Genomic DNA, 19,010 nt, shown 5'->3' with positions numbered 1-19,010 from the left:
TTCCCCCCGGCCTTCCTTGTTTCAAGCTGATCCGGTGATCAGGCCGGCTGCGGATTGGCCGAGCCGAACTTCTTGCCAGCGCGCGGCACGGCCGAACCCTGCGCTGCCACCGGGCGGGCGGTGCCCGTCGGGTTCTGCGGACGGTCGATCTTGCCGCTGTCGAGCAGTTCCTTGATCTCGTCGCCCGTCAGCGTCTCGTATTCGAGCAGCGCCTGGGCGAGGAGGTGGAGCTTGTCCTCGTTGGTCTTGAGGATGTCGGTGGCACGGGCATGGGCACCATCGACGAGCAGGCGGATTTCGCTGTCGATCAGCTTGTTGGTCTCGTCCGAGGCGAACAGGCGGGCAGAGCCGCCCATGCCGAGATAGCCTTCCTGCTGGTCTTCATACTGCAGCGGCCCGAGCTTTTCCGACATACCCCACTTGGTCACCATCGAGCGGGCCAGCGAGGTGGCGTACTGGATGTCCGAAGAGGCGCCCGACGATACCTTGTCGTGCCCGAAGATCAGCTCTTCCGCCACGCGACCGCCCATGGCGACCGAGAGGTTCGCGTGCATCTTGTCGCGGTGATAGGAATAGCTGTCACGCTCCGGCAGGCGCATGACCATGCCCAGCGCGCGGCCACGCGGAATGATCGTCGCCTTGTGGATCGGGTCGGACGCCGGTTCCTTGACCGAGACGATGGCGTGGCCGGCCTCATGATAGGCGGTCATCTTCTTCTCGTCATCGGTCATGACCATCGAGCGGCGTTCGGCGCCCATCATGACCTTGTCCTTGGCGTCCTCGAACTCCTGCATGGCGACGAGGCGCTTGTTGCGGCGCGCGGCGAGCAGGGCGGCTTCGTTGACGAGGTTGGCGAGGTCCGCACCGGAGAAGCCCGGCGTGCCACGCGCGATGGTGCGCGCATTGACGTCAGGTGCCAGCGGCACCTTCTTCATGTGGACCGAGAGGATCTTCTCGCGGCCTTCGATGTCAGGGATCGGCACGACCACCTGGCGGTCGAAGCGACCGGGGCGCAGCAGCGCTGGATCGAGCACGTCGGGGCGGTTGGTCGCCGCGATGATGATGATGCCTTCGTTGGCCTCGAAGCCATCCATCTCGACCAGCAGCTGGTTCAGCGTCTGCTCGCGCTCGTCGTTGGAATTGCCGAGGCCGTGGCCGCGATGACGACCGACGGCGTCGATTTCGTCGATGAAGACGATGCACGGCGCGTTTTTCTTGGCCTGCTCGAACATGTCGCGCACGCGGCTTGCGCCGACGCCGACGAACATCTCGACGAAGTCCGAACCCGAGATGGTGAAGAACGGCACGCCCGCCTCACCGGCAATGGCGCGGGCGAGCAGGGTCTTGCCGGTGCCGGGCGAGCCGACCAGCAGCGCGCCCTTGGGAATCTGGCCGCCAAGCTTGGAGAAGCGCGAAGGATCGCGCAGGAACTCGACGATTTCCTCAAGCTCCTCGCGTGCTTCGTCGATGCCAGCAACGTCATCGAAGGTGACGCGGCCTGAACGCTCGGTCAGGAGCTTGGCCTTGGATTTGCCGAAGCCCATTGCACCCGATCCGCCGCCCTTCTGCATCTGACGCAGCGCAAAGAAAGCAACGCCGAGGATCAGCAGGAACGGCAGCGAATTGAACAGGATGTACATCAGCATGTTCGGCTGTTCGGCCGCTTTGCCGGCATACTGCACGTTGTTGTCCGCCAGCAGCTTGGGCAGATCGGAATCGCCCGGTACCGGAATGGTGGCGAACTGGCCGCCGTTCTTGAGCGTGCCGGTAATGCGCTCAGGCGCGATCTCGACCGAGCGGACCTGGCCTTCGCTGACCTGCGATCGGAACGCGGAATAGGGAATGGTCGTGGCGTTGGTATCGACACGCGATCCGAACATCGAGACCACCAGCAGGAGTGCGAGGAAGATCCCGCCCCAGACGAGGAGGCTCTTGATCCACGGATTGCCCTGGGGCTGGTCGTCGTTCATCGCTGTCTTTCCGCAATCGCCCGGGAACGCGGGCGGCTCTGGAGCCAATGTAGGGTTGGCCACCCGATTCTCAATAACGCCTGAATCGCAATATAATGGAATTGTGGTTTTTCGGCGACCTGCCTTGAAGGCGAATGTCCCTTAGTGCCGGGGCTTGGGCGCAAGCGTGAAACGCCAAGTCTCCTTGCGCGCATCGCCCTTCACGCCGCCCAGGGTAGCGACCCCGCCCGAGCGCAAGGTGCCGAGCCAGCGTAGCAACTCCGGCCCGCGTGGAACAGGTGCATCGAAAGCAGACAGAATCCGTTCGAGCACACGGAGGGAGAGCGTGTCCGGCAAGTCGGCGGATGGGCGCCACAGCACCGCCTCCCCGGTCTGCGTCACGTCACTCCAGAGTCGAGCAACGATCCATTCCAGCGCCTGATCCGCCTCCGCCAGATGTTTTGCGCTTGCCGCAAAGCCCTTAGCATCGAAAGCCTTGCTTGACGTCAAGGCGTCGCGCGTACGCACGCGCTCGTACCCGGGATCGCGGTTGGAAGGGTCATCAGAAGCAACAAGACCGGCCGCTGCAACGACCGACTGCAATTCGGCGCGGCGCAATGACAGCAAGGGACGGATAAGCGGAAGGTCGGGCGCTCCCGGCACATGGGCAACGGCTCGCATGGCGGCAAGCCCACGCAGACCCGCCCCGCGATTGAGGCGCATGACCATTGTCTCGGCCTGATCGTCGGCATGATGCGCGGTGACGATGGCGACCAGACCTGCGGCCTTCACCCACTCCGCCAGCGCCGCATAGCGCGCCGCCCTCGCCCGCTCCTGAACCCCACTGCCTTTTTCCAGCGAGAGCTTCAGCGTCCGGTGCGGAATGCCACGGTCCGCGCAGACCGCAGCGACCAGCGCCGCTTCATCCGCCGATTCGGCCCGCAACCCATGGTCGACCGTGGCCACGCAGAAGTTGCGCGGCGCAACTTCGTGGAACAGCAGGAGCATGGCCAGACTGTCCGACCCGCCCGATACGGCAAGCCCGACGGGTCCATCGGGAGCAACCGCCGTCCACTGCACGGCAAAGCGCGCAGCGGCAGCGGTCAGGCTATTCCCGGCACCATTACTTGCACTTCACCGTGCCGCGTGCGGCATCGTACTGGCCCTTGAGGCGCCCGGCGATCTCGCCCGGATAAGTCGAGGCGAGTTCGGCAAAGGCGCCGCAAGCCTTCTCGGTATCCTTCAGCTTGACCATGGCGATGCCGAGGTAGAGCAGGCTGTCGGGCGCGCGGGCGCCCTTCTTGTCGGCCAGATAGTTCTGCAGGAAGAACTGCGCCGCCGTGCCCGGCTTGCCATCGTCCAGCCAGGCACGGCCCAGCAGGTTGCGGCCAAAGCTGATCATGTTGTGCTTCGGGTGGCGATCCACGTAGATCTGCAACTGCTGCTGCGCCTCGGGATAGAACTTTGCCTCCCACAGGCGGAAACCGTAGTTGTAATCGTCCAACGCAGCATCGCCGGTTGCAGGCTTTTCGATCGCCTGCACCGCCGCGACGCGCGCCGCCGATGGCGACGCGGGCTTTGCGGCGGCCGGGGTTGCGGGCTTGGCCGGCGCTGGCTTGCTGGTCGCTGGCGCTGCGGGCTTCGGCGCGACCGGTGTCGGCGCCGGAGCAGGCGTTTCGGTTGCGGTCGGAGCCGGTGCGACCGCCGGTTCCTCTGGCGCTGGTGCAGGAGCAGCCGCAGCCTCGAGCTTGGCCAGCCGCTCCTCGATCTTGGCCGAGCGGTTCTGTCCTTCCTCGACCTGCGCCGTCAGCCGCGCCATCTGCGCCTCGACCGCGTCCATCCGCGCCAGAATGTCGGTCACCGCCGAAGACGCGGGCGTGCCGGTGGGCGTCGTGGTCGACTGGCCGGGCGTGATTTCGGGGACGAATGTCTTGCCTGCGCCGTCCGGGAAGACCTTGCGCTGCATCGCGCGGATTTCTGCTTCGATCCGGCGCAGGCGCATTTCAGGATCGACCTGCGCAGTCGTGGTCTTGGGTGGAGTGGACTGGGCCAGAACCGGCGCGGCAATCGGGGCGGCAAGCCCCAGAAGAAGGGCTCCAAGCGGCGCTGCACGCCGGATAGTCAAGGTCATGGTCGTTCCCGTTCAGCGGCGCACGATCCCGCGCGCACCCTCAATCAACGGCGCAAGTTTGCCCGATAGCCAGCATCAAGTCGAGACCGACCGGCAGGTTATCCGCCCGTTGCGGCGTGTTTTCAGCGCTGCGTCGCTGGTGCAGCCGCCGCTTCTGCAGGAGGAGGTGCTGCAGGCATCGTAGCCTCGGGCGTAGCTACCGGTTGTGCGGCGCGCCGACGCACGACAGGCCGTGCGACAGGGGCCGCAGTCAACGGCGTAGCAGAAAGAGATGGCGCAGCAGCAGGAGTCCCGCGCGCCAGCAAGGCGGCCGCAGACACCGGCACATCCTTCACGATCCCTTCCTTCTCGGCAATGCGCGGAACGGCCTGCCCGCCGATGGTCACCGAAAGTGCATCGGGGCGGCCCGTCCACAGCTTCGGCTCGACAACGTCCTGCGGCACCGTGAAGCTTTCGCCCTTGGCCAATTCCTTCTGCAGGATCTGCTTGCCGCTGCCGTCATAGAACTTGACCCAGATGCGGTCCTCGTTAGCGGTAAACACGACAGGACCTGTCGGTTGAGGCGCAGCAACCGGAGTTGCGGGAGGCACTTGGGCGGGCGCCGGCCGAGTCTCTTCCAGGTTCACCAGCGAAGGCAGTGCGGCCGAGGGCAGGTAATAGCTGCGCCAGAACGCCAGACCGCCGAGAGCGATTGCCACGGCAAGGCCGGCCGCAAGCCAGCCCGTCAGGCGCGAGGGCGTCTTTGCCGGATCGCCGACCTCGAACTGGTTGATCGCGCGCGGAGGCGGCGGAGGCGCTTGCCGATCAAGGTCGGCGCGCACTGCATCGGCCACGACTTTCTCGTCGAGGCCTACCGCGCGGGCATAGCTTCGGGCAAAACCCAGCGCATATGGGCGCCCCGGAAACGCGGCATAGTCGCCGCTTTCCAGAGCCTCGAGATGCCGGGCCGTCACTCGCGTGGCCTGGGACAGCTGCTTCAGGTCAAGCCCGGCCGCTTCTCGCGCCGCGCGCAGCACATCACCCGCCTTGGGCAGGGCGGGTTCGCCTGCCGGCATCAGCGTATCGTCAGTATTGGTAATGTCCTGCAGACCGCCGGCTTCAGCCAAGGCGTAACTCCCGTCTTCCGCGCCCATTGATCAGGCATGCTTTGCAACCCGTGTGACAGGCTTCGCCGGACCGCTGTGAAAGTCAACGGCCTTGGGCGAAAAATGGCAGAATTCGGCGACGAAGCGCACTTTTGAAGATGCGAGCGGCGGCGCGGACCTCGCCCGCGCGGATGTCAATCACATTCTATGCCACGATAGAACGCCCATTCGGCTATGGCCGAGCGCAAGTCCCTTGGCGGTTCGGAGAGCCAGCCGTTCATCGCGGTGCGAATCTCGTTCAGGTCGATCTTGCGCACCAGTTCCTTGACCGGGCCCACGGCTGCCGGTGTGATCGACAGGCGGGTTATGCCAAGGCCGAGCAGCGCCAGCGCCTCCAGCCTGCGCCCGCCCATTTCGCCGCATACCGTCACGTCGGTGCCGAACGGCGCCACAGTGTTCACCACGCGGCGCAGGAAACGCAGAATCGCCGGACTCAGCCAGTCATAGCGCTCGGCCAGCTTGGGATTGGCGCGATCCGCCGCGAAGAGGAACTGCGTGAGGTCATTCGTGCCGATCGACAGGAACGACAGCTTGGGCGCCAGCACGTCGAGGCATTCGGCCAGCGCCGGGACTTCCAGCATCGCGCCATAGCGGATCGCCTCGGGCAGGATCTTCTTCTGCTTGCGCAGGAAAGCCAGCTGGCTTTCGAACACGGCCTTGGCCGCATCGAATTCCCACGGTTCGGTGACCATCGGGAACATGACGTTGAGCGTGCGCCCGCCTGCGGCTTCGAGCAGGGCTCGGGCCTGCACCTTGAGCAACCCGTCACGTTCAAGCGCGACGCGCAGGGCGCGCCAGCCCATGGCGGGGTTTTCCTCCGCCTCGCCATCGTTGTGGCGCAAGTAGGGCAGGACCTTGTCACCGCCGATATCGACCGTGCGGAACACCACCGGACGGTCTCCCGCCGCGTCCATGACGTCGCGATAGAGCCGGGTCTGCCGCTCGCGCGAGGGCAGCGTTGCCGAGACCAGGAACTGGAACTCGGTGCGGAACAGGCCGATGCCATCCGCACCGGTCAGGTTGAGCATCGGCGTATCGTCGCGAAGACCTGCGTTCATCAGCACCGTCACACGGGTGCCATCGCGCGTGAACGGCTCGACCTCGCGCATCGTGGCGTAATGCGCCTGGCGCTCGCGGTTCTTGGCAAAGCGCGCCTCGAAAGCCTCGATCAGCGTCGGCGCAGGCCGCACGTCAACCACGCCCTGATCGCCATCGAGCAGCAGATGATCGCCATCGCGGACCTTGCCACGCAACGCCCGCATCCGGCCTACCACCGGAATGCCCATCGCCCGCGCCACGATAACCACGTGCGCGGTGAGCGAGCCCTCTTCGAGGATCACGCCCTTCAAGCGCCGCCGGTCATATTCGAGCAGTTCCGCCGGACCGAGATTGCGCGCGATCAGGATGGCGTCGCCCTTGAGCCCCATGCTCGCGGCCGTGCCGAGCTGGCCCGAGACGATCCGCAGCAGACGGTTCGAGAGGTCCTCGAGATCGTGCATGCGATCGGCCAGCAAGGGATCGTCGATCTGGCGCATGCGCATGCGGGTGCGCTGCTGGACGCGCTCGATCGCGGCTTCGGCAGTGAGGCCGGAATCGATCGCCTCGTTGATCCGGCGCGACCAGCCTTCGTCGTAGGCGAACATGCGATAGGTCTCGAGGACCTCTTCATGCTCGCCGCCCACGCCGAACTCGGCCTGGCTGGCCATGCGGTCGATCTGTTCGCGCATCTTGTCAAAGGCGAGGTAGACGCGCTGGCGTTCGGCCTCGGTATCTTCGGCCACGACGTGTTCAATGGTGACGCGGGGCTGGTGATAGACGGCAACGCCACTGGCCAGCCCCTTCACCAGCGTCAGTCCCTTGATGCGATCCGGCCCGGTCAGGTGCGCGGGAACACCGAGCGTTTCCTCGTCGTCGATCAGCTCGGCATTGGCGATCAGTTCCGACAGCACCATCGCCACGGTCTGCAGCGCCTCGATCTCGACCTCTTCGTAACGGCGCGGCTCGACATGCTGGACCGCGACGACGCCCACGGCCCGTTCGCGTCGCACGATTGGCACGCCGGCGAAGGAGTGGAACTTTTCCTCGCCCGTTTCGGGGCGGAACGCGAAGTCGGGGTGCGCGGCCGCTTCGGCAAGGTTCAGCGTCTCGACGTTGCCGGCGATCGTGCCGACCAGGCCTTCGCCCACCGCCAGCCGGGTGACGTGGACGGCTGCCTGGTTGAGGCCGCGCGTGGCGAACAGCTCGAGCATGCCCTCGCGCAGGAGGTAGATCGAACAGACCTCGGAATCGAGATTCTCGCCGATCACCTCGACAATCTGGTTGAGCTTGGCCTGGGCACCGGCCCGCGAGGCCATGACCTCGTGCAACGAGGTAAGGATTTGACGGGCGGCGGTCACGGCGCTGAGCATGAACGCTGGATTAGCCTAGTGCGCGCGGTTTGGGAATGTTGCGCACAATCCGATGCGGAAGCGTCTGCCCTGCGGATAGCTATTCGCTTCGCCGGACACAAAAGAGCCGCCCGGTGGGGCGGCTCCGTGTGGTGCCTTGGAAGGCGCTCGCGCTCAATGGAGGCGGGACAGCTCTTCCTTGATTTTCAGCTTCTTTCGCTTGAGCTGAGCCACCAGCGTATCGTCAGGGAGGGGCCGGGACATCTCCATCTGGATCTGCTTTTCAAGTCCGGCGTGCTTTGTCTGGAGTGCGCTGATGTGCGTCGATTCCATGCTTTGTCCTCCTTTAGGGATAAAGTCCCTTCAGAAAACCGCACGAGGCCATCCCCGTGCGGGGCGGCGCAACCTTTCGGCCGGTTCTTGCACGACTCGAACAGGCGGCGCGTTGTCATGCTCCCACATTGGCCGTATCTTGCAAGCCAAACCGCGCTGGAGCGTTGCAGTTTACGGGTCATGCCGTAAGTCGTGCTAACCCACCGGTTCATCGGGTCGAAGGAGTTGGGCGGAACGTGACCGAAGAGGAAATGCGCAAGCGGCTTGCGGCGCTGCGTATCGAACACCGTGACCTTGATGCGGCCATCGACGCGCTTTCGCTCAACGGCGCGCGCGACCAGCTGCAGATCGCCCGCCTCAAGAAGCGCAAATTGCTGCTGAAAGACCAGATCGCGATGATCGAGGATTACCTGATCCCGGATATCATCGCCTGAAATCAGACACTTGATTCGCTGATCCTGCAAACGCAGGTTGTCCCGTTAAGAAACGTTCACGAAACGGGACGGCAATCCGCGCGTTGTCCTGTTGGCGAAAGACCCACGACAGGACTATGCGCTGTCCATGCCTTTGTTGCCGAGCCTCAACCCGCGTATCGTCGACGCCCTACATGCGCAGGCGCTGAGCCTGGCCGACGAGGTGCGCACGCGGTTCGAGCGGCTGCGCACCGAGACCAACCGGATCATTGCTGACGATGAAGATCTGCGCCGCGTGCAGGTCAGCTGCGAAGCGTTGCGCACGACGACGCGGGTGATGCATTGCCTCGCCTGGCTGCTCAACCACCGCGCCCATTTCGCCGGTGAGCTTTCCGAACTGCAACTGCGCCGCCACGGCCGTCTGATCGCCAATTTCCCTGACAGCGATCCCGAAGTCGTGGCCACGCTGCCCGAGGACGTGCAGGTGCTGGTGCACGAAAGCCAGCGGCTCTACCAGCGCATCCAGCGGCTCGAACAGGCGTGGCGGTCCGAGGCCATCGCCAATGGCAGCGCAGTGCAGCGCCTGCGCGATCGCCTTGCGCGTGCGGTCGCGGATCATTCGAGCGCGGCGTGATTTGTTTGGCGTCGTGACGTCATTGCTCGCGATTTGACATGACTTGCGCGGTTGCGCAGGCGCGTTGCAGTCCCCATACCCCAGCGATGGCCCAGATGCCCCCGATCCCCGACCGCAGCGAATGGCCCCTCGGCCGCGCCGAGCAGCTCGAACCGCTGGTGCGCCGCGTGCTCGCGCCCAACCCTTCGCCCTATACCTTCACCGGCACGCAGACCTATCTCGTCGGCGCGGGCAGCGATGTCGCGGTGATCGATCCCGGCCCCTACGGCATGGACCACGTCGTCGGCTCCGAAAGCCAGGGCCATCTCGAAGCGATCCTCGCGGCCGTTGGCGATGCCAAGGTCACCGCCATCGTCTGCACCCACACCCATCGTGACCACAGCCCCGCCTCCCGCCCGCTGGCACAAGCCACCGGCGCGCCGATCATCGGCTGCGCTCCGCTGACCATGGAGGACGACGGCCCCCGCGCCGATGCCGCCTTCGACGCCGACTACCGGCCAGACCGCATTCTCGCCGATGGCGAGCGCATCTGCGGTGATGGCTGGACAATCGAAGCCGTCGCCACCCCCGGCCATACCTCGAACCACTTGTGCTACAGCGTGGTCGAAAGCGGCGCGCTGTTTACCGGCGATCACGTCATGGGCTGGTCGACCTCGGTGGTCTCCCCGCCCGATGGCGACATGGCCGCCTACATGGCCAGCCTGCAGAAGCTGCACGACCGCGACGACCGCGTGCTCTATCCCGCCCACGGCCCGCAGATCGACAATCCGCGCCAGCTCGTCCGCGGCATGCTCGGCCACCGCCGCCAGCGCGAACGCCAAATTCTGCGCCTGCTCGAGGATGGCGGACCCCACGCGATCCCGGAATTCGTCGCCGCGATGTACAAGGGCCTCGACCCGCGCCTGCATGGCGCAGCAGGCCGCTCGGTGCTCGCCCACCTGCTCGATCTGGAACGACAGGGACGAGTCCGGGTTGAGGACGAGACATGGATGATCCCAGCCTGACCCCCCGCCCAGCGCCCACACGAACCGCACCAACCCTCGCGCGGATCTCGCTGCTGCCATGGGGCCTGTTCCTCGTCGCGCTGGCCGCTGCCGCGTTCTTCGCCTGGAAATGGTGGCAGCCCGACGACCTCGGCGATCCCTTGGCCACCAGCCTCGTCGCCTTCGAGAAGCAGGACAAGCTGACGGTGTTCAGCGCCGAGCTCGCCCCCGTCGTATCGAGCAACGATTCCCGCCTGTTCGGTCTGGTCAATTCCAAGCAGGTCGCGGTGATTCCCGCACGGATCGACTACACGATCAATCTGGCACAGGTCGGCCGTGACCGGCTGACGTGGAATGCCGAAGGCCAGACCCTGTCGGTCCGTCTGCCCCCGCTCACCGTGAGCCGCCCCAACCTCGACGAAGCCCGCGCGCAGTACTTGCGCGACGGCATCTGGATCAGCCGCGATGCGCAGGACAAGCTGACCCGCGACAACACCCGGCTGGCCGAAGCGCAAGCGGTGCAGCAGGCCGCCAACCCGGTGCTGATGAATCTCGCCCGGCAGGCCGCCAAGGAAGCCATTACCCAGAACCTGTCGATCCCGCTGCAGGTTGCAGGGTACGGCAAGGCAAAGGTCGAAGTCACCTTCGACGCAAAGTAGGACCGCAAATCTGGTTGCATGTGTGACCGTCGTCACCGCCAGAGCGGACCGAATCGCCTAGCGGGCGCCTCGGGACTGGTGGAGACATCGAATGGCTACCGCCGCAATCAATACAACTGCTTATCCGTACTCGCGCGACCAGCGCTTCTTTACCCGCATGGCCATCGGCATGGCGGTGTTCGTCGTCCTCGCGTTCGGCCAGTGGGCCTTGCGCGGGATGTCGTCGCCGACCACGGCGCCCATCTGGGTCCATCTCCACGGCGTGGCGATGCTGTCGTGGCTCGGCATGTTCGTGCTGCAGAACCAGCTTGCGCTGACCGGCAACATCGCCCTGCATCGCAAGCTTGGCTGGGTATCGCTGGCGCTCGTCCTGTTCATCGCCGGCCTCGGCATGTTCACCGGCCGCATGGCGATCGAACTGCACCGCGTGCCGCCGTTCTTCAGCAACGCCTATTTCCTCGCGCTGACGCACATCGGCACCGCGCTGTTCGCCGCCATGGTCATCGCCGCCATCGCCATGCGCCGCGAAACCCAGTGGCATCGCCGCCTGATGATGGGCGCGATGATCCTGATCCTCGAACCCGCGATCGGTCGCCTCGTGCCTGCTCCGATTCTCGGGCCAACGCTGACGCCGATTGTCGAGGGCGCGTTCCAGCTCTTCGCTGTGGGCATCATCGCGATGCACGACTTGCGCGAAACAGGCGCCGTCCATCCCGCCACCCGCTTCAGTGCGCTGGCCGTGGTGGTCCTGTTCGGCGTGGTCATGGGCCTTGCCGTCTTCCCGCCGTTCGTTTCGCTGGCAGAAGGTATTGCGGCAGCGGGTTGAGGTCCCTAAGTCCCCCTCTCGCCCGCAAGACCGAAGCGGGCGGGAGGACGTGACGCGATGACTGCCCAGCCCCTGAACCTTTCCGGCCTTGACCTGCGCGCCGAGATCGACCGCCTGCGCATGGAGCGCAACGCGGTGATCCTCGCGCACTACTACCAGCGCCCGGAAATCCAGGACCTCGCGGATTTCGTCGGCGACAGCCTCGAGCTCTCGCGCAAGGCCGCGGCCACCGATGCCGACGTCATCGCCTTCTGCGGCGTCAAGTTCATGGCCGACACCGCCAAGATCCTCAGCCCTCAGAAGATCGTCGTCCTGCCCGACATGGACGCAGGCTGCAGCCTCGAGGATTCGTGCCCGCCGGACAAGTTCAAGGCGTTCCGCGAAGCCCACCCCGATCACATCGCGCTGACCTACATCAATTGCTCGACCGAGGTGAAAGCGCTGTCCGACGTGATCGTCACCAGCTCCAGCGCCGAGACGATCCTCGCCCAGATCCCGCCCGAGCAGAAGATCATCTTCGGGCCTGACCGCCACCTCGGCGGCTATCTCAACCGCAAGTTCGGCCGCGACATGCTGCTCTGGCCGGGCGTGTGCATCGTGCACGAGGCGTTTTCGGAAACGGAATTGCTCAAGCTCAAGGCGCAGCACCCCGACGCGCCCATCGCCGCGCACCCGGAATGCCCGCCGCACATTGTCGACCATGCCGATTACGTCGGCTCGACCAGCGGCATCCTGCAATATGCCAAGACCATGACCGGCGACACGCTGATCGTGGCGACCGAGCCGCACATCATCCACCAGATGCAGCTCGCCATGCCCGACAAGACCTTCATCGGTGCCCCCGGCGCGGACGGCAACTGCAACTGCAACATCTGCCCCTACATGGCGCTCAACACGATGGAAAAGCTCTACCTCGCCCTGCGCGACCTGCAGCCGCGCATCGAAATGGACGAAGACCTTCGCCTCGCCGCCAAGAAGAGCCTCGACCGCATGCTCGACATGGCAAGCGGCACCGTCGGGCTGGGCGATCTGGGAGCGAAGCCTTTCGGGGGGTGACTCGCCATGCGTTACGCCGAAGCCTTTGAATCGCTCGGATACAAGCTGAGATCAGCTCGTCAGGACTGGTCAGCAGAGAAGGATGATGGCGTCTGTATTACCATCTGGAAGCGCAGACTTAACTGGCAAGACCTTTCATACGATACTCGCGAGCACAAGAACTCCATCGCAGACTGGTCGGTAAAATCCGGGAACAAGAAGCGCATTCTACATGCGAGTCGTGCCCTTATCGAATTTGATGGCTGGATTGATGCCATCCTGATCAGCGGAGAACCGGGGATCAGTTACGAAGATGCCCAAGTGTGGTTTCCCACCGAAAAGCAGGGTCGACGTTGGCGGGTAGTCTACTTGGATGAAGAAACTGGTCACCTCCGTCTGGAGGCCCAATAAGATCTACCCGGCCATCACCCGCCGCACCATCTCCGGCTCGGCCTCGATCACCTTGAGGTAGGCGCGGACGGCGGGCGGCGGCATGTGGCGGGCCATTTCGTATTGGCGCAAGTTCGCTACAGGAATGCCGTAAGCTGCAGCAAACTCCTGCTGGCTCAGGCTCAGGCGGTATCGCAGCACGCGGAACCTGCGACCCATATGTGCTCGTTCAAGGTCTGCCACACTGACATCCCGGTCCTCAGGATCATTAGGGTCTGCCGGAATTGCGATCGTAGTCTCTTTGTTCACTGGAATTGCTCCTTCGCACCGAGATAAATCTTACGGTGCGGCCTCGCCAGACGTGAATGGCAGTGTAGAGTTTACCCTGCACCAAGCCGGTTATCTTCCAACGCTCTTCTTCGTCGCCGATCCGGATCGTTGGCGTAAGCAAGTGGAACGGATCACGGAAAATCCGCATCCCGAACGCAAGCTTCAACCCGTGCTTGAAGCGATTGGCCTCGTCCTTGGCGGGATCGAACTCGAACTCCATTGCCTCTGACTATGTGATTCACACATAGCAGAGGAGCACAGACAAGTCGAGAATGGCGCTACCTTGCGGGTTTTCCCTCACCCAGCCGCGCCAGCACCAAGGCCGCGCCGACGAGTGCCATGCCTATGGCGTCGGGCAGGGCGAGGACCTCGCCGAACGACAGCCAGCCGACAAGGACCGAGACTGCGGGTTGCGTCAGCAGCACAAGCCCGATCACCAGCGGCGGGAAGTGGCCGAGCGAATAGACCAGCAGGCCCTGGCCGACGATCTGGCTCGCCAGCATCAGGCCGATGAGCGGCCACCAGTTCTGCGCGATCACCGGCTCGCCCATCGCCAGCGCGGTGACGAGCAGGACCGGGCATCCGGCAAGGCTTGACCAGAACAGCAGGCTCCACGGCTTCAGCCGCTCGCGCACGTTCTGCACCAGCAGGATGTAGACGACGTAGAACAGCCCGGCGAGGATGCAGAACAGGTCCCCGGCAAGGGTCCGCGCGTCGATCTCCATCGAACGGCCGAGCAGCAGCCCTGCCCCGCCCAGCGCCATCGCCACGGCGGCAAACTCGCGCAAATGCGGGCGGCGGTGCATCGTCACCAGGCCCCAGACCATCAGGATTACGCTGCCCGAATTGCCGAACAGCGTGGCGTTGCCGAGCTTGGTCCGCTCGATCCCGACGTGCCAGCTCGCCAGATCGAGCGCAAAGACAACGCCCGCTGCGGCAATGAACCACCAGTCCTTGGCCGGATACCCGCGCAAAGGCTCCTTCCCGCGCCATGCGAACAAGGCGAGCAACGGCAGCGCCAGGGCCAGCCGCCAGAACCCGGCCGAGACCGGTCCGCTATCGGCGATCCGCACGAACCACGGCCCCAGCGCCAACGCAACGTTTCCTGTCAGCAGGGCAAGGAAATGCTTCGGCGTGGGACGAATTGACAGGTCTGCGTCACTTGAAATCGTCATGGGCGCAGCCTAATCCAGTTGCAAAGCGAAACCTAGGATGGATCCTCGCGTTTCGCGGTCATTTACCGAAAGGCCCTCTAGCATGCACGAACCGCTGTTCCAGCCCCTGCGCCTTGGTGCGATCGAAGCGCCCAACCGCATCATCATGGCACCGCTCACCCGCGGTCGCGCAACCGCCGAAGGCGTGCCGACGCCGGTGATGATCGAATACTACCGCCAGCGGGCCAGCGCGGGGCTGATCATTTCCGAAGCGACCGGCATCAGCCGCGAAGGTTTGGGCTGGCCCAGCGCGCCGGGTATCTGGTCGGACGAACAGACCGAAGCGTGGAAGCCGGTGACCGAAGCCGTGCACGAGGCTGGCGGGCGCATCATCATGCAGCTGTGGCACATGGGCCGCATCGTCCACCCGTACTTCCTCGGCGGCGAACCGCCGGTCTCTGCTTCTGCCACCCGCGCGCCCGGGCAAGCGCACACGCCGGAAGGCAAGCAGGACTTCGCGACGGCACGCCCGCTGCGCCTCGATGAAATGCCGCGCCTGCTCGATGACTACACCCGCGCTGCCGAGAACGCCAAGAAGGCAGGGTTCGATGGCGTGCAGCTCCACGCCGCCAATGGCTACCTGATCGACCAGTTCCTGCGCGACGGCACCAACCTGCGCGACGACGACTACGGCGGTTCCCCGCAGAACCGCGTGCGCATCCTGCGCGAGGTGGTGGAACGGCTGATCGCGGTCTGGGGCAAGGACCTCGTCTCGGTTCGCCTCTCCCCCAACGGCGAATCGCAGGGCACCGACGACAGCAACCCCGCCGCAACCTTCGGCGAAGCAGCGCGCGTGCTTCAGGACCTCGGCATCAGCTTCCTCGAACTGCGCCAGCCCGGACCCGACGGCACCTTCGGTTCCACCGAAGTGCCCAAGCAGGACGCCTTGATCCGCTCGATCTACACCGGTCCGCTGGTCCTCAACAGCGACTACACGCCGGAAGAGGCAGCGGCCGACGTTGCCTCCGGCCGCGCTGACGCGATCAGCTTCGGGCGTCCGTTCATCTCGAACCCCGATCTGGTCGAGCGCATCCGTGTCGGGGCGCACATCAATCCGAACAAGGGGGTGCCACAGACGTGGTATTTCCCCGGCGAGGTCGGCTATACCGACTATCCGACGCTGGCGGAGGAAACCGCCACAGCCTGATGGAGTAATGCCGCATGCCGCCAAGATCATGGCTCTTCGTTCCCGGTGACAGCGAGAAGAAGCTGGGCAAGGCCATGTCTACCGGTGCGCATGCGGTGATCGTCGATCTCGAGGACGCGGTTGCCCCGGCGGCCAAGCCGCAGGCCCGCGTCCTCGCCCGCGACTGGCTGTCGATCCACCGCCAGCAGGTGACCGAAAACCGCCCGCTGGCGCGCTGGGTGCGGATCAACGCGATCGAGACCGGCATGTGGCGCGAGGACCTTGCCGTCGTCATGGCCGGTGCCCCCGACGGCGTGATGCTGCCCAAGTGCGAGGGCCCCGACCAGATCCGCATGGTCGCCGCCGAAATCTACGAGCTCGAACAGCGCAACCGCGTGCCCAACGGGGCGACGAAGATCCTGCCGCTGGTCAGCGAGACCGCGCGCTCGGCGCTTACCATCCCGTCCTATGTCAACGAACCGATGCCGCGCCTTGCCGGGCTGACCTGGGGTGCCGAGGACCTGTCCGCCGTGCTTGGCGCCAGCCGCAAGCGCGATGCCGAAGGCGCATGGACCGATGCCTTCCGCTTCATCCGCGCGCAGTGCCTGCTCGTATCCCATGCCAAGGGCGTCTGGGCAGTCGACACGCTCTACGACGATTTCCGCGACGAGGACGGTACGCGCCGCGCCGCCGAAGCCGCCAGGGCCGATGGCTTCACCGGCATGCTGGCGATCCATCCCAGCCAGGTGCCGATCATCAACGCCGCCTTCGCGCCGAGCGAGGAGGAACTGGCCGAAGCCCAGGCCATCGTCGCGCTGTTCTCGGCAAATCCCTATGCCGGCACGCTGCAGTACAACGGCCGCATGGTCGACCAGCCGCACCTCAGGATGGCAAAGCAGCTACTGGGGATCGGCTGAATCCGCAGGCGGGGCGGCGGCTTCGGCAGGCGCCTCCTCGGCCGCATCGCTCGCCTCGGGCGCAGCCTTCTTCTTCGCCTCGGCATGGACCGCAGCCAGCGGCGGTGACGCTGTCGAGGTATCGAGGTCGATCATGTCGTCCGAGATCGACCCCGGCAGCACTTCGCCACCGGCTGCCGTTGCCACCTTGTCGTCGGCCTTCTTGCCGCAGCCGCCAAGCGCAAGGCCGAGTGCAAGCGGGGCGAGAATCAGGCGACTGATGGCGGGCACGGCGTATCCAGACGTTCGAGAAAACGGTCGAGGTGCGAGAGCAGCGCCTCGTCCCAGGCCTCCGGTTTAACCTCCCTGCCCAGCGCGGCAAGACTGGTCACGCCGAATTCCTCGATCCCGCACGGCACGATGCCGCCGAAGTGCGAGAGATCGGGCGAAAGGTTCACCGAAAAGCCGTGCATCGTCACCCAGCGACGGATGCGCACGCCGATCGCGCCGATCTTCGCCTCGCGCCCGTCCGCACCATGGGTCCAGATGCCGACGCGCCCCTCGGCGCGCCACGATTCCACGCCGAAGTCGGCCAGCGTCTCGATCACCCAGCCTTCCAGCGCATGGACGAAGCCGCGCACATCGCGCGCCCGCTTGCGCAGGTCGAGCAGCACATAGCCCACCCGCTGCCCCGGCCCGTGATAGGTATAGCGCCCGCCCCGCCCCGCCTCGACCACCTCGAAACGCGGATCAAGCAATTCGTCGGGCGCGGCACTGGTCCCGGCGGTGTAGACAGGCGGATGCTCGAGCAGCCAGATCAGTTCCTGCGCATTGCCCTCGGCAATCGCGGCATTGCGCGTCGCCATTTCGTCAAGCGCGGTGCGATAGGGCACTTGCGCGCTTTCGCGGCGGATCTCGATGCTCTCGTCCAAAGCCATGGCCAGCGAGATGGCGCAGCCAGGCGCGTGAGACAAGAGGCGCAGGCGGCAAAACTGACGTTCGACCTCGCCGCCCGACGCTGCTATTGACCCGGCCATGACACCCCGTCTCGACAGCAGCCTCGCCTGGAAGACCGCCACTCGCCTCGTCGCCACCAACCGCGACATGCTGATGGCCATTGCCGGCGTGTTCTTCCTGCTGCCGGGCCTCGCCTTCACCATCTTCGTGCCCGAACCGCAGATGGCGCCGGGCACGCCGCCCGGAAAGATGATGGAGATCATGGCCGAAGCGTGGACCTCGTCGCTCCCGCTCCTGATCGTCGTCACGCTGCTGCAGATGGCCGGGACCGTCACGATGCTCATTGTGATGACCGATCCGCAGCGGCCCACCGTGGCGCAGGCGATCAGCCGGGGCTTCCGCGCCCTTGGGCCGTACATGCTGGCCCAGCTGATCGTCGGCGGTGCGATCGGCATGGCGTTCCTCGTGCTGGTGAGCGCTGCGGCACTGACCGGGGTGCAGGCGATCGGCGCGATCGTCATCCTCGCCGCTTTCGTGGCGATGATCTGGTGCAGCCTGCGCATGGCACTGGTTGCTCCGGTGCTGGCGATCGAGGCCGAGCGCAATCCGGTGCAGGCACTGCGCCGTTCGTGGGCGCTGACGCAGGGCAACTCGGGACGCCTGCTGGCGTTCTTCGTGCTGCTGGGGGTGGTCTTTGCCGTGGTCTATGGCCTGGCGATGATGCTGGTCGGCGTCGTGCTGGTGCTGACCACCGGCGGCGAGCTGCAGCGCGTGCTTACCGCCGCCGTCTCGAGCGCCATCACCTCGGGCGCCCTGGTCTATTTCATCGCGATTCTGGCAGCGGTCTACCGCCAGCTGGCCGGACCGCCGACGGCGGAAATCCGCTCGGTCTTCGACTGAGGGATTATTCCTTCCAGCCCCAGCTGATCACGCAGGGCGGAATGTTGACCGGCTCGAAGCCCTTGTCGATGCGGCGGAAGAACTGGCCCATCAGGTCCCGCGCGCGGGCAGTGTACTGATAGACGAGGAATGCCCCGCCCGGGCGCAGCACGCGATGCGTCGCGCCCATGATCGCCGGACCCACGCCTTCCGGCAGGTTCGAGAACGGCAGGCCCGAAAGCACGTAGTCGGCATGGTCAAACCCATGCGCCTTGACGATCTCTTCCACATCCGCAGCCGAACCATGCACGGCGATGAATCGGCTGTCGCCGATGGTCTTCTGCAGGTAGGCGATGAAATCAGGGTTCGTGTCGATCACGATCAGACGGCCATCGCGGCGCAGCTTTTCCAGCACCGGGCGGCAGAACGTGCCCACGCCCGGGCCGTATTCCACGAAAAGGCGGCATTCTTCCCAGTCGACCACCGACAGCACGCGCTCGATCGTGCGGTTGGACGAAGGGACAATCGCGCCGACCATCGCCGGATGCTTGAGGAAGCCCTTGAAGAAGATACCGGCCGGTCCCGCGAAGCGTTCCACCTTGCGTTTTGCCCGCTGAAGAAGAGGCTCACGCGCCACCTGGGTCGAAGTCATTGCAGGAAATGGTCCTCTGCCGGTCAAGCTGGTTCAAGCGGGTCGCAAATTTGGCCTGCCATTGCAAGCAG

At 65.2% G+C, this 19,010-nt stretch carries 22 protein-coding genes; 10 read left to right on the top strand and 12 right to left on the bottom strand.

Translation table 11 applies throughout. The annotated features are described in order from the left end of the window. Positions 1 to 38: 38 nt before the first annotated feature. The 6 genes from ftsH to I2488_RS08235 all read right to left on the bottom strand — a co-directional run bounded on the left by ftsH (position 39) and on the right by I2488_RS08235 (position 7,945). Positions 39 to 1,970, bottom strand: coding sequence for an ATP-dependent zinc metalloprotease FtsH (gene ftsH, locus I2488_RS08260; protein WP_196275316.1), 1,932 nt, complete (start codon positions 1,968 to 1,970; stop codon positions 39 to 41). Positions 1,971 to 2,111: 141 nt separating this feature from the next. Then, complete coding sequence (gene tilS, locus I2488_RS08255; RefSeq protein ID WP_343071014.1) at positions 2,112 to 3,029, bottom strand: tRNA lysidine(34) synthetase TilS; 918 nt, start codon at positions 3,027 to 3,029, stop codon at positions 2,112 to 2,114. Positions 3,030 to 3,072: 43 nt separating this feature from the next. Beyond that, positions 3,073 to 4,080: a tetratricopeptide repeat protein gene (locus tag I2488_RS08250; protein WP_196275315.1), complete on the bottom strand. Its 1,008-nt coding sequence runs from the start codon at positions 4,078 to 4,080 to the stop codon at positions 3,073 to 3,075. A gap of 122 nt (positions 4,081 to 4,202) precedes the next feature. Then, the gene (locus I2488_RS08245; RefSeq protein WP_196275314.1) at positions 4,203 to 5,186 is read right to left on the bottom strand and encodes a helix-turn-helix domain-containing protein; all 984 of its coding nucleotides are present in this window, start codon (positions 5,184 to 5,186) and stop codon (positions 4,203 to 4,205) included. A 173-nt stretch (positions 5,187 to 5,359) separates the two neighbouring features. Beyond that, positions 5,360 to 7,633 (bottom strand): phosphoenolpyruvate--protein phosphotransferase, encoded by a 2,274-nt coding sequence (ptsP, locus tag I2488_RS08240; protein ID WP_196275313.1) that lies wholly within the window; start codon positions 7,631 to 7,633, stop codon positions 5,360 to 5,362. 153 nt (positions 7,634 to 7,786) lie between these two features. Next, complete coding sequence (locus I2488_RS08235) at positions 7,787 to 7,945, bottom strand: YdcH family protein (protein WP_082013319.1); 159 nt, start codon at positions 7,943 to 7,945, stop codon at positions 7,787 to 7,789. Between the two features lie 236 nt (positions 7,946 to 8,181). Here I2488_RS08235 and I2488_RS08230 point away from each other — a divergent pair, with 236 nt between their 5' ends. The 7 genes from I2488_RS08230 (at position 8,182) to I2488_RS08200 (ending at position 12,906) form a co-directional block, all read left to right on the top strand. Further along, positions 8,182 to 8,379 (top strand): YdcH family protein, encoded by a 198-nt coding sequence (locus tag I2488_RS08230; RefSeq protein ID WP_039333267.1) that lies wholly within the window; start codon positions 8,182 to 8,184, stop codon positions 8,377 to 8,379. Between the two features lie 127 nt (positions 8,380 to 8,506). Next, a complete protein-coding gene (locus tag I2488_RS08225) occupies positions 8,507 to 8,992 on the top strand; it encodes a DUF1465 family protein (RefSeq protein ID WP_196275312.1) in 486 nt (161 codons plus the stop codon). Positions 8,993 to 9,078: 86 nt separating this feature from the next. Further along, positions 9,079 to 9,996 carry an MBL fold metallo-hydrolase gene (locus I2488_RS08220; RefSeq protein WP_425492379.1) on the top strand — a complete coding sequence of 306 codons (918 nt, stop codon included), beginning with the start codon at positions 9,079 to 9,081 and terminating at the stop codon, positions 9,994 to 9,996. After that, positions 9,978 to 10,634: a DUF4230 domain-containing protein gene (locus tag I2488_RS08215; protein WP_196275311.1), complete on the top strand. Its 657-nt coding sequence runs from the start codon at positions 9,978 to 9,980 to the stop codon at positions 10,632 to 10,634. The genes I2488_RS08220 and I2488_RS08215 overlap by 19 nt, the downstream gene beginning before the upstream one ends. Before the next feature lie 91 nt (positions 10,635 to 10,725). After that, entirely contained in the window at positions 10,726 to 11,460 is a 735-nt protein-coding gene (locus I2488_RS08210; protein WP_196275310.1) for an adenylate cyclase, read from the top strand. A gap of 57 nt (positions 11,461 to 11,517) precedes the next feature. Continuing rightward, positions 11,518 to 12,516 (top strand): quinolinate synthase NadA, encoded by a 999-nt coding sequence (gene nadA, locus I2488_RS08205; RefSeq protein ID WP_196275309.1) that lies wholly within the window; start codon positions 11,518 to 11,520, stop codon positions 12,514 to 12,516. 6 nt (positions 12,517 to 12,522) lie between these two features. Beyond that, on the top strand, positions 12,523 to 12,906 hold the full coding sequence (locus I2488_RS08200) for a hypothetical protein (RefSeq protein ID WP_196275308.1): 384 nt from the start codon (positions 12,523 to 12,525) through the stop codon (positions 12,904 to 12,906). 3 nt (positions 12,907 to 12,909) lie between these two features. Here I2488_RS08200 and I2488_RS08195 read toward each other — a convergent pair whose 3' ends face one another. The 3 genes from I2488_RS08195 to I2488_RS08185 all read right to left on the bottom strand — a co-directional run bounded on the left by I2488_RS08195 (position 12,910) and on the right by I2488_RS08185 (position 14,390). Continuing rightward, complete coding sequence (locus tag I2488_RS08195) at positions 12,910 to 13,104, bottom strand: helix-turn-helix domain-containing protein (protein ID WP_196275307.1); 195 nt, start codon at positions 13,102 to 13,104, stop codon at positions 12,910 to 12,912. Positions 13,105 to 13,153: 49 nt separating this feature from the next. Next, complete coding sequence (locus tag I2488_RS08190) at positions 13,154 to 13,363, bottom strand: BrnT family toxin (RefSeq protein ID WP_246465574.1); 210 nt, start codon at positions 13,361 to 13,363, stop codon at positions 13,154 to 13,156. Between the two features lie 130 nt (positions 13,364 to 13,493). Further along, the gene (locus I2488_RS08185) at positions 13,494 to 14,390 is read right to left on the bottom strand and encodes a DMT family transporter (RefSeq protein ID WP_196275305.1); all 897 of its coding nucleotides are present in this window, start codon (positions 14,388 to 14,390) and stop codon (positions 13,494 to 13,496) included. 82 nt (positions 14,391 to 14,472) lie between these two features. On the opposite strand from I2488_RS08185, the gene I2488_RS08180 reads away from it, so the two are divergent. Beyond that, positions 14,473 to 15,576, top strand: a complete 1,104-nt coding sequence (locus tag I2488_RS08180) for an alkene reductase (RefSeq protein WP_196275304.1) — start codon at positions 14,473 to 14,475, stop codon at positions 15,574 to 15,576. 14 nt (positions 15,577 to 15,590) lie between these two features. Beyond that, positions 15,591 to 16,472: an HpcH/HpaI aldolase/citrate lyase family protein gene (locus I2488_RS08175; RefSeq protein ID WP_196275303.1), complete on the top strand. Its 882-nt coding sequence runs from the start codon at positions 15,591 to 15,593 to the stop codon at positions 16,470 to 16,472. On the opposite strand, the gene I2488_RS08170 is transcribed toward I2488_RS08175, so the two are convergent. Further along, a complete protein-coding gene (locus I2488_RS08170; protein WP_196275302.1) occupies positions 16,455 to 16,742 on the bottom strand; it encodes a hypothetical protein in 288 nt (95 codons plus the stop codon). The genes I2488_RS08175 and I2488_RS08170 overlap by 18 nt on opposite strands. Further along, positions 16,721 to 17,389: a lipoyl(octanoyl) transferase LipB gene (gene lipB / locus I2488_RS08165; RefSeq protein WP_196275301.1), complete on the bottom strand. Its 669-nt coding sequence runs from the start codon at positions 17,387 to 17,389 to the stop codon at positions 16,721 to 16,723. Before lipB ends, I2488_RS08170 begins: the two co-directional genes overlap by 22 nt. Positions 17,390 to 17,486: 97 nt before the next feature. On the opposite strand from lipB, the gene I2488_RS08160 reads away from it, so the two are divergent. Next, positions 17,487 to 18,308 carry a glycerophosphoryl diester phosphodiesterase membrane domain-containing protein gene (locus I2488_RS08160; RefSeq protein WP_196275300.1) on the top strand — a complete coding sequence of 274 codons (822 nt, stop codon included), beginning with the start codon at positions 17,487 to 17,489 and terminating at the stop codon, positions 18,306 to 18,308. A 4-nt stretch (positions 18,309 to 18,312) separates the two neighbouring features. On the opposite strand, the gene I2488_RS08155 is transcribed toward I2488_RS08160, so the two are convergent. Beyond that, the gene (locus I2488_RS08155; protein ID WP_196275299.1) at positions 18,313 to 18,939 is read right to left on the bottom strand and encodes a class I SAM-dependent methyltransferase; all 627 of its coding nucleotides are present in this window, start codon (positions 18,937 to 18,939) and stop codon (positions 18,313 to 18,315) included. Between the last annotated feature and the right edge of the window lie 71 nt (positions 18,940 to 19,010).

The organism is Novosphingobium jiangmenense, assembly GCF_015694345.1.
GTDB classification, from domain to species: Bacteria; Pseudomonadota; Alphaproteobacteria; order Sphingomonadales; family Sphingomonadaceae; genus Novosphingobium; species Novosphingobium jiangmenense.
This window is presented reverse-complemented; position numbering and strand designations above follow the sequence as displayed.